A 9434-nucleotide genomic window follows, 5' to 3' on the forward strand; every position below is an offset into this window, starting at 1 on the left:
GCCGGGGGCGCCGCTCCCGGGGGCGACGACATGATCACCGAGATCGTGCGCCGGCTGCGCCTGCTGATCGAGGGCGGGCCCGGCGGATCCGCGGCGGGCGGCGGGAGCGCGGAGGCCGCCGTGCTCGTCGTCGACCCCACCGAGGTGCCAGCGGTGCGCGCCCATCTCGGCCGCGGGGTGCGCCCCCCGCGGCGTTCGCTGTTCCGCCGTCGGGACGGCCGCGCCTGACCTGTGGCCGCGTGGCCGGCGCAGGTCGGTCGGGTCCGAGTGGACATCCCGCGGGCCCGGACCCGCTCCGCCGCGGTGCCCGGCCGGCCGCGGCGCCGGGGTGGGGCCGTGCCACCGGGGTCGGCGTTGATCGGTCCTGCCGGGCATCTCTGCTACGCTGGACCGTAGACCGCCTGATGGCGGGTCCTGGGGTCGTGCTTGGGCGCGACATGTCACTGAGGTGGCAAGGTCACTTAGTTGGCAAGGCCACTGACGTGGCAGGGTCACCAAGGTGGCAAGGCCACTGCGGTGGCAGGCGTCCCGACGGCACGTCGCTCGGGCCCCGTGATCGGGTCAAAGCGGGGGTTCGCCCTCCACCCGTCGTCGCCGCGGAACAGTCAGCCGGCTGGTCGTTAATTCGACCGGCTCGCACGCGGTGGCCGGGTCGCCGGTCGGCCGAGCCGTTCCCACGGCATTGTCGGCCGGGAGTCCGGGATGTCCCGGGCTTGGTGCTCCGCTGCGGTGAGGTCGTGCCCGCGCGTCGAGCCACGGAGGAAAGCACATCAGCACAGAGTCACGTATCAATGACCGGATCCGCGTTCCGGAGGTTCGCCTCGTAGGTGCGGAGGGCGAGCAGATCGGCATCGTCTCCATCGGGGAAGCCATGCGCCTGGCGCAGGAGTCCGACCTCGACCTCGTCGAGGTGGCACCGACTGCCCGTCCGCCGGTCTGCAAGCTGATGGACTATGGAAAGTTCAAGTACGAGTCCGACCAGAAGCGTCGCGAGGCTCGTAAGAACCAGGTCCAGACGGTCATCAAGGAGATGAAGCTCCGACCGAAGATCGATCCGCACGACTACGAGACCAAGAAAGGTCACGTAGTGCGGTTCCTCAAGGCCGGCGACAAGGTCAAGATCACCATCATGTTCCGAGGTCGGGAGCAGTCCCGTCCCGAGCTCGGCATCCGGCTGCTGCAGCGGCTGTCGACCGACGTGGCCGACCTTGGCTACGTCGAGGCCCAGCCCAAGCAGGACGGCCGGAACATGACGATGGTCATGGCCCCGCACAAGGGCGCCAAGCCCCAGCGGCTCCCGGAGTCCGCCAGCCAGGTGTAGGTCACGCCGGGCGAAGTCGCAACGACGTGCACACAGCACGGATACCTCGAACAGGCGCGCCAGCGGCGCGTGCCCGCAATCCACCCACAGGGACACGATCATGCCCAAGATGAAGACCCACACCGGTACCGGGAAGCGGTTCCGCGTCACCGGCACCGGCAAGATCATGCGTCGGCGCGCCAACCGCGCCCACCTGCTCGAGCACAAGACGAGCCGCCGCACCCGCCGGCTGTACGACGAGGTCCCGCTGAGCTCCGCGGACAACCGGCGCATCAAGCGCCTGCTGGCTCGCTGACAGTTCCGCCTCCGCCGACGCTCCCTGGCGGGGTCCGGGGGCCGGAAGTGAACGAACGAAGGAGACAGGTGCCCTCATGGCACGCGTGAAGCGGGCGGTCAACGCCCAGAAGAAGCGCCGCGAGGTTCTCGAGGCCGCCAGCGGTTACCGGGGCCAGCGCTCGCGGCTCTACCGCAAGGCCAAGGAGCAGATGCTCCACTCGATGACCTACTCCTACCGGGACCGTCGCGCGCGCAAGGGCGACTTCCGGCAGCTGTGGATCACTCGTATCAACGCCGCGGCGCGGGCGAACGGTCTGACCTACAACCGCTTCGTCCAGGGCCTGCGGCTGGCCGGTGTCGAGGTGGACCGCAAGATCCTCGCCGATCTCGCCGTCAACGACGCGGCCGCGTTCGCCGCCCTCGTCGAGGTCGCCCGCGCGGCGCTGCCCGCGGCGGCCGAGACCTCGGCCGCCTGAGGCACCACGGGCTTCCACCGGTGTCGCCTCGCCACCCGCAGGGCCGCTCCGCGGGCCGGCCGACAGCCCTCGCCGGCGGCCGGCCCGCCCGCCCGTCGCCCGGGCGGGTGGACGGGCTGCGCTCGGCCCGGGTCGCCGCCGCCCGCCGGCTGCGGCGGCCGGCGGGTCGCCGCGGCGAGGGGTTGTTCCTCGTCGAGGGCGCGCAGGCGGTCACCGCGGCGCTCGCCGTGGGTGCCCTGGTGGAGCTCTTCGTCGGCGAGTCGGCGGCGGAGCGGCACGCGGACCTGCTGGCCGCGGCCGACCTGCCGGTCCGGCTCGTGACGGACGCCGCCGCCGCGGTGCTGTCGGAGACGGTGACCCCGCAGGGCCTGGTCGGCGTCGCCGAGCTGCCCCGCCACGAGCTGGCGGATCTGGGCCGGCCGCGCCTGGTCGCGGTCTGCGAGGGCGCGAACGACCCGGGGAACGCCGGTACCGTGATTCGCTCGGCCGACGCGGCCGGCGCCGACGCGGTCGTGTTCACCGGGAACAGCGTCGACCCCTTCGGGGGGAAGTGCGTCCGGGCGTCCGCGGGGAGCCTGTTCCACCTGCCGGTCGTGGTCGCCGAGGACGGCCCCGCGGTCGTCGGGGCGCTGCGCCGGGCCGGGTGCCTGGTGCTGGCGGCCTCGGGCCACGCGGCCCGCGACCTTGACGACCTGGCCGGCGTGGGCACGCTGGCGGGGCCGACGGCCTGGGTCTTCGGCAACGAGGCGAGAGGCCTCACGCCGGCGACGGCGGCGTCCGCGGACGCGGCGGTGCGGGTACCGGTGTACGGTCAGGCCGAGTCGCTGAATCTTGCGGTTGCGTCAGCGCTGTGTCTGTATGCGTCGGCGCGGGCGCAGAGAATGGTCGGGTCCGCTACGTCCGGCGCCGGGGGAGGTGGGGCGCATTGACGCGCATCGTCGCGTCCACTTCCGGGCATTACGTCGCGGACGACGACCAGATCGTCGGTGTACCGGACGTCGGTGTCACGGAGGGTGATGCCGTAGCCGCCGGTGTCCCCGACGTCGGCGCCACGGCGCACGGGGCTGGTGAGACCGAGACCGAGACCGCGGAGGAGTCGGTGGACGTGCTTTCTCCGGCGGCCCTCGACCTGCTGCCCGACCCGGTGGTCGTCACCGACGCGACGGGCACTGTGGAGCTCTTCAACGCCGCCGCGACGAAGATGACCGGGCTGTCCGCCGGGTACGCGGTCGGTCGGCACGTCACCGACGTCCTGCCGCTGCTCGACGAGCGGGGCAACGACTGGTGGGAGTGCTCGCAGCCGAGCCGCGAGCTGCCCCGGGTCACCGGGCAGCCCGAGCGCCGGCTGACCTACGCCGGTCCCGCCTCCGACCATGACTTCAACGTCACCACCCGGTTCACCCGTGTCGAAGGCGCCCTCGTACGGGTCGCCGTCTGCCTGCGTGACACGGTCAGCCGGGAGCGGATCGAGCGCAACCGCGCCGATCTCATCGCCACGGTCGCGCACGAGCTGCGCTCGCCGCTGACCAGCGTGAAGGGGTTCACGGCGACCCTGCTCGCCCGGTGGGACAGATTCACCGACGAGCAGAAGAAGCTCATGCTCAACACCGTCAACACCGACGCCGACCGGGTCACCAGGCTGTTGACCGAGCTGCTCGACGTCTCCCGCATCGACGCCGGCCGGGTGCAGATCCGCAAGCAGATCGTGGACATGCGCGTCGCCGTCCGCCGGGTCGTCGAGGGCAAGATCGCGGCCGGCTCCGCCCCACCGGAGCGGTTCGCCGTCCGGATGGAGGGCGACCTGCCCGAGATGTGGGTCGACCCCGACAAGATCGAGCAGGTGCTCCACAACCTCGTCGACAACGCGTTGCGCCACGGCGCGGGTACTGTGACCGTCGTGCTCAGCGGTACGGGGACAGGCGCCGAGGTGACGGTCGGCGACGAGGGCGACGGAGTCCCGGAGGCCAACGCCACCCGGGTGTTCGCCAAGTTCTGGCGCGGCGCGAGCCGCGGGAACGGCACCGGTCTCGGGCTGTACATCGCCAAGGCGCTGATCGACGCGCACGGTGGGACGATCTCGGTCGGCAAGGCGCCGGGCGGCGGGGCGGAGTTCCGATTTTTCGTGCCCGCCGGTGGGCCCGTGTTCGGCTGAGGCCGCGTACGACGAACCACCGGCGGGCGCCCCGGAGAACCGACCCATCCATTCGGGCGGGCTGTGCCAGCCCGCCCACCGTCGATGAGGATGATCATCGTGCCCGCCCCCAACGAGACCGCTGATCCCGTGGATCTCGGTGCCCTGGATCCCGGACGGCTCGACGGTGCCGCGGTCGCTGCACTCGCCGCGATCGCCGGGGCCGACGACCTGGCCGCGCTGTCCGCCGTGCGCACCGCCCACGTGGACGGACAGCAGGCGCCGCTGATGCTCGCCCGTCGCGAGCTCGGCGCCCTGCCCCGCGAGCACCGGGCGGAGGCCGGCCGCGCGCACAACGCCGCGACCGCGAAGGTCCGGGCCGCCTACGAGGCCCGGCTGGTCGAGCTCACCGCCCGGCGTGACGCCGAGATCCTGGTCGCCGAGCGGGTCGACGTGACCCTGCCGGTCGACCGCCGCCGCCGCGGCGCCCGCCACCCGCTGAGCCTGCTCTCCGACCGGCTCACCGACGTCTTCGTGGCCATGGGCTACGAGGTCGCAGAGGGCCCCGAGGTGGAGCACGACTGGTTCAACTTCGAGGCGCTCAACATGGCGCCCGACCACCCCGCGCGCAGCGAGCACGACACGCTCTACGTCGAGCCGGCCGCGTCCGGCCGGCTGCTGCGCACGCACACCTCGCCGGTGCAGATCCGCTCGCTGCTGTCCCGCCCGCTGCCGGTCTACGTGGTCTGCCCCGGGCGCACCTACCGCAACGACACGATCGACGCGACGCACTCGCCGGTGTTCGGCCAGCTCGAGTGCCTCGCCGTCGACGAGGGCATCACCATGGCCGACCTGCGCGGCACCCTCGAGGTGTTCGCCCAGGCGCTGTTCGGTTCCGGACTGTCCACCCGGCTGCGGCCGTCGTTCTTCCCGTTCACCGAGCCGTCCGCCGAGCTGGACGTCCAGTGCTTCGCCTGCCGTGGCGACGCCGCCCGCCAGCCGTGCCGGGTCTGCTCCGACGAGGGCTGGATCGAGGCCGGCGGCTGCGGGATGGTCGACCCGAACGTGCTGCGGGCCTGCGGGGTCGACCCTGCGCGCTACAGCGGTTTCGCCTTCGGGATGGGCCTGGAACGGGCCGCGATGACCCGGCACGACGTCCGCGAGATCCGCGACTTCGTCGACGGGGACGTCCGCTTCGGCCTGCCGTTCGGAAGCGAGGGCTGACCCGGTGAGAATCGTGATGTCGTGGCTGCGTGAGCAGGTCGGCGGCCTGCCGCCGGCGAAGGCCGTGGCCGACGCGCTGATCCGCGCCGGTTTCGAGGTCGAGGGCCTGGAGACCGTCGGTGGCGACCTGGCCGGCGTGGTGGTCGGCGAGGTGCTCTCGATCGAGGTCGTCGCGGCGAAGAAGAAGGACGTCCGCTTCTGCCGGGTGCGGGTCGCCGAGCTCGGTGAGCCGGGCGGGCCCGTGGCGTCCGGGTCGGGGGAGGCGGAGCCCGGTGTGCGCGGGATCGTCTGCGGCGCGTTCAACTTCGAGGTCGGCGACCGGGTGCCGGTCGCGCTGCCCGGCTCGGTGCTGCCCGGCGGGTTCGAGATCAGCTCCCGCAAGACGTACGGGCACGTCAGCGACGGGATGATCTGCTCGGCCCGGGAGCTGGGCCTCGGGGAGGACCACAGCGGGATCCTCGTCCTGCCCGCGGGTTCCCGGATCGGGACGGACGTCGCCGAGCTGCTCGGCCTCGGCGACGAGGTGCTCGACATCGCCGTCACCCCGGACCGGGGCTACGGCCTGTCGGTGCGCGGCATCGCCCGGGAAGCGGCGACGGCTTTCGGCCTGCCGTTCGACGACCCCGGTGCCTGGGGCTCCGACGAGCCTGCCGCGACCGGCGCCGACTCCGCGGCCGGATACCCGGTGCGGGTCGAGGACACCGCCGCCTGCGATCGCTACGTCGCCCAGACGGTCAGCGGTGTCGACCCCGCCGCGCGCACCCCGCTGGACTGGTCGCGGCGGCTGTCGCTGGCCGGCATGCGGCCGATCTCCGCGCCGGTCGACGTCACCAACATCATCATGCTCGGTCTGGGGCAGCCCCTGCACGCGTTCGACCGGGCGAAGCTCACCGGCCCGATCGTCGTCCGCCGCGCCCGGGCGGGGGAGCGGCTGCTCACCCTGGACGGCGTCGACCGCGAGCTCGACCCCGAGGACCTCGTCATCGCCGACGACTCCGGGCCGATCGCGCTCGCCGGGGTGATGGGCGGCGCCGCGACGGAGATCTCCGCGGCGACCACCGACATCGTGCTGGAGTCCGCGCACTTCGACGCGGTGACCGTCGCCCGGACGGCCCGCCGGCACCGCCTCGGCTCCGAGGCGTCGCGCCGCTTCGAGCGCGGGGTCGACCCGGCGCTCGCGCCGGTCGCCGCCCAGCGGGCCGTCGACCTGCTGCGCGAGCTGGCCGGAGCCACAGCCGAGCCCGGTGTCACCGACGTCGACCACCGCGCGGCGCCGGAGCCGATCGTGTTCCCGCTCGGCGAGCCCGAGCGGCTGGCCGGCCGTCCCTACCCGGTGGATGCGATCCGCCGCCGCCTCACCGACGTCGGCTGCCTGCTGCGCGACCCGGAGCCCGCCGAGGCGGCGGGTAGTCCGGGCGAGCCGGGCGAGCTCCTGGTGACGGCGCCGTCCTGGCGGCCCGACCTGCTCCGCCCCGCGGATCTGGTCGAGGAGGTCGTGCGGCTCGAGGGGTACGACACCATCCCGGTGACGCTGCCGCTGCTGCCCGCCGGGCGCGGTCTCACCGCCGCCCAGCAGATGCGGCGGGCCGTCGGGCGGGCGCTCGCCGCCGACGGGTTCGTCGAGGTGCTCACCCTCCCGTTCGTCGCCGAGGACGCCGCCGACGCGCTCGGCCTGCCCCCCGGCGACGAGCGCCGGGCGGCGGTGCGGGTGGCGAACCCGATCGCCCAGGACGCCTCCTACCTGCGCACCACGCTGCTGTCGGGGCTGATCGCCACGGCCGTGCGCAACCTCGGCCGCGGCCAGACCGATCTCGCGCTGTTCGAGAGCGGGCTGGTCTTCCGGGAGCCGGCGGGCGCGCCGGCCGCGGTGGTCACGCCGCCGGTCGACCGCCGTCCCAGCGAGGACGAGGTCACCGCGCTGAACGCGGCCCTGCCCCGTCAGCCGCGTCATGTCGCGGTGGTGCTCACCGGCCTGCGTGAGCCCGCCGGCTGGTGGGGTCCGGGGCGGGCCGCCGACTGGGGCGACGCCCTGGCCGCCGCGCATGCCGCCGCCGCCGCGGTCGGCGTCGAGCTGGCCGTCGCCGCCGGGGACGCCATGCCCTGGCACCCCGGCCGCTGCGCCGAGCTGTCGGTCGACGGCCGGGTCGTCGGGTACGCCGGGGAGCTGCACCCGCGGGTCCTCGGGTCCGCCGGGCTGCCGGCGCGCACCTGCGCGATGGAGCTGGACCTGGACTCGCTGATCGGCGCCGCGCTCGAGCGGCCGCCGGTCGCGGCTCCCGCGATCTCCACCTTCCCGCCGGCCGACCGTGACGTCGCGCTGGTCACCGCGGTGGACGTCTCCGTGGCGGCGGTGACCGAGGCGTTGCGGGCGGGGGCCGGGGACCTGCTGGAGGCGCTGTCGCTGTTCGACGTCTACGAGGGCGACCAGGTCGGCCCCGACCGCCGCTCGCTGGCCTTCGGCCTGCGCCTGCGGGCCCCGGACCGGACACTGACGGCGGCCGAGGCCAACGATGCCCGTGACGCGGCCGTCGCCGAGGCCACCAGCCGGACGGGCGCCGTCCTGCGCGGCTGACTGACGGCCGGCGGCCGCGCCGGCCGTCACCGACGGCTGAGCGGCGGCTGAGCGGCGGCCGCCGCTCAGCCGCCGCCGGCCGCCGCCGCTCCGGTCGGCAGGACGAACGGGGCGAGCAGGGGGAGTCGCAGGCCGATCAGGGTCCGCCCGCCGGGCACGCGGTCGACGATCACGGCGAGTCGCCGTGACGACAGGCGGGCGGCGAGCACCTCCCGGCGAGCCCCCGGCCCGAGGCGGTCGTGGACGGTGGCGGCGAAGCCCAGCGCGTCAGCGCGGGTTCCGGCCGGTGGACGGGTCCGGGCGAACTCCGCGAACCGGCTCGCGAAGTCGCTCGTCGCGGCGAGCTCGGGCCAGCACCGGGCGACCGCCGCGCGCCGCTTGTCGATCAGCGTCCCGCGGACCGCCTCGAACCGTTCCGGATCGAACCCGTCGCCGGGACCGCGGCCGCTCACCAGATCGGCGACCATCGTCACCTGCCGCTCCTCGAGCGTCACCGGTGTCTCCCTGAGCGTCACCGCTCTTTGTCTGAGCGTCACCGGTCTTTGCCCGAACTCCGCGGCCGGCGGCCGTCCCGCCGGCCGTCCCGGGCCCGGCCCGAGAGCGGCGGCGTGGACGGCATCGAGCTCCGCGTGGATCTCGGGCGCGCGGGGGTAGTTCCCGTCCCGCTCGAGCAGGACGGCGGGGACCCCCGACCAGCGCGCCGCGGCCTCGCCCACCAGGGCCAGGACCTCCGGCGCCACCGGATGCAGGTGGGTGTCGAAGTAGATCCCGTTCGCCACCCGTCCCCCGGCGACATGGGCGTACGCCACCCGCTCCCAGGGCAGCGCGTCGAGGAACCGCAGCGGGTCGACGCCGTGGTTCAGCGCGTCCCCGTGCAGGTTGGCGACGTCCACGAGCAGCAGCGCGCCGGTGCGGTCGGCGAGCTCGGTCAGGAACGTGGCCGGGTCCAGCTCATCGTCCGGCCAGGCGAGCACGCTCGCCGCGTTCTCCAGCGCCAGTGGGACGGGCAGTTCGGCCCGCAGGTCGGCGATGTTGCGGGCCAGCACGCCCAGCGCCTCCCGGGTGCGCGGGACGCCGAGCAGATGCCCGGCCTCGACTCCCCCCGCCCGGACGAAGGCGACGTGCTCACTGACCAGGGGTGAGCCCAGCTGTTCGGCGACCGCGGCCAGCCACGCCACCCGGGACGGGTCGAGCGGCTCGGTGCCGCCGAGGGAGAGCCTGGTGCCGTGCGGGACGACCGGCACGCCGAGTCCGGTGAGTGTCGGCTGCAGCGGCGTCCCGGGGCGCATGAACTCCGCGATCACCTCCACGAAACCCAGGTCGGACCGCTCGGCGAGGACGGCGCCGAGTTCGGGACGCCAGCCGGCCCCGAGACCTGCCAGGCGCCCGGCCGGCCCGGCGGCCCTGAGCCGCTCAGCCACCGCAGCCGCCGCC

At 74.3% G+C, this 9434-nt stretch carries 8 protein-coding genes and 1 pseudogene; 8 read left to right on the plus strand and 1 reads right to left on the minus strand.

What is annotated here, in order from left to right; translation table 11 throughout:
- From FMEAI12_RS30305 to pheT, 8 genes and pseudogenes are all read left to right on the plus strand, one after another.
- A pseudogene (locus FMEAI12_RS30305) lies at positions 1-228 on the plus strand (SseB family protein); the annotation flags it as partial.
- A 541-nt stretch (positions 229-769) separates the two neighbouring features.
- Positions 770-1321, plus strand: coding sequence for a translation initiation factor IF-3 (infC, locus tag FMEAI12_RS30310; protein ID WP_076784710.1), 552 nt, complete (start codon positions 770-772; stop codon positions 1319-1321).
- 100 nt (positions 1322-1421) lie between these two features.
- Positions 1422-1616, plus strand: a complete 195-nt coding sequence (rpmI, locus tag FMEAI12_RS30315; protein WP_020459339.1) for a 50S ribosomal protein L35 — start codon at positions 1422-1424, stop codon at positions 1614-1616.
- Between the two features lie 76 nt (positions 1617-1692).
- A complete protein-coding gene (rplT, locus tag FMEAI12_RS30320) occupies positions 1693-2073 on the plus strand; it encodes a 50S ribosomal protein L20 (protein ID WP_020459340.1) in 381 nt (126 codons plus the stop codon).
- Positions 2074-2093: 20 nt separating this feature from the next.
- Complete coding sequence (locus FMEAI12_RS30325) at positions 2094-3002, plus strand: RNA methyltransferase (RefSeq protein WP_112108727.1); 909 nt, start codon at positions 2094-2096, stop codon at positions 3000-3002.
- A complete protein-coding gene (locus tag FMEAI12_RS30330; RefSeq protein ID WP_112108728.1) occupies positions 2999-4225 on the plus strand; it encodes a PAS domain-containing sensor histidine kinase in 1227 nt (408 codons plus the stop codon). Before FMEAI12_RS30325 ends, FMEAI12_RS30330 begins: the two co-directional genes overlap by 4 nt.
- A gap of 99 nt (positions 4226-4324) precedes the next feature.
- Entirely contained in the window at positions 4325-5428 is a 1104-nt protein-coding gene (pheS, locus tag FMEAI12_RS30335) for a phenylalanine--tRNA ligase subunit alpha (protein ID WP_112108731.1), read from the plus strand.
- A gap of 16 nt (positions 5429-5444) precedes the next feature.
- Complete coding sequence (gene pheT, locus FMEAI12_RS30340) at positions 5445-8000, plus strand: phenylalanine--tRNA ligase subunit beta (protein WP_112108729.1); 2556 nt, start codon at positions 5445-5447, stop codon at positions 7998-8000.
- Between the two features lie 65 nt (positions 8001-8065).
- Here pheT and FMEAI12_RS30345 read toward each other — a convergent pair.
- Positions 8066-9434: DUF692 domain-containing protein (locus tag FMEAI12_RS30345; protein WP_368672122.1), on the minus strand; the 1369-nt coding region annotated here is incomplete at its 5' end.

Origin of the sequence: Parafrankia sp. Ea1.12, assembly GCF_900465275.1 — a bacterium.
Classification (GTDB): domain Bacteria; phylum Actinomycetota; class Actinomycetes; order Frankiales; family Frankiaceae; genus Parafrankia; species Parafrankia soli.

Excerpts from the sequence above, each read along its gene's own strand:
- rpmI (WP_020459339.1), top strand. The coding sequence starts at position 1,422 with ATGCCCAAGATGAAGACCCACACCGGTACCGGGAAGCGGTTCCGCGTC.
- rplT (WP_020459340.1), top strand. The coding sequence starts at position 1,693 with ATGGCACGCGTGAAGCGGGCGGTCAACGCCCAGAAGAAGCGCCGCGAG.
- pheT (WP_112108729.1), top strand. The coding sequence starts at position 5,445 with ATGTCGTGGCTGCGTGAGCAGGTCGGCGGCCTGCCGCCGGCGAAGGCC.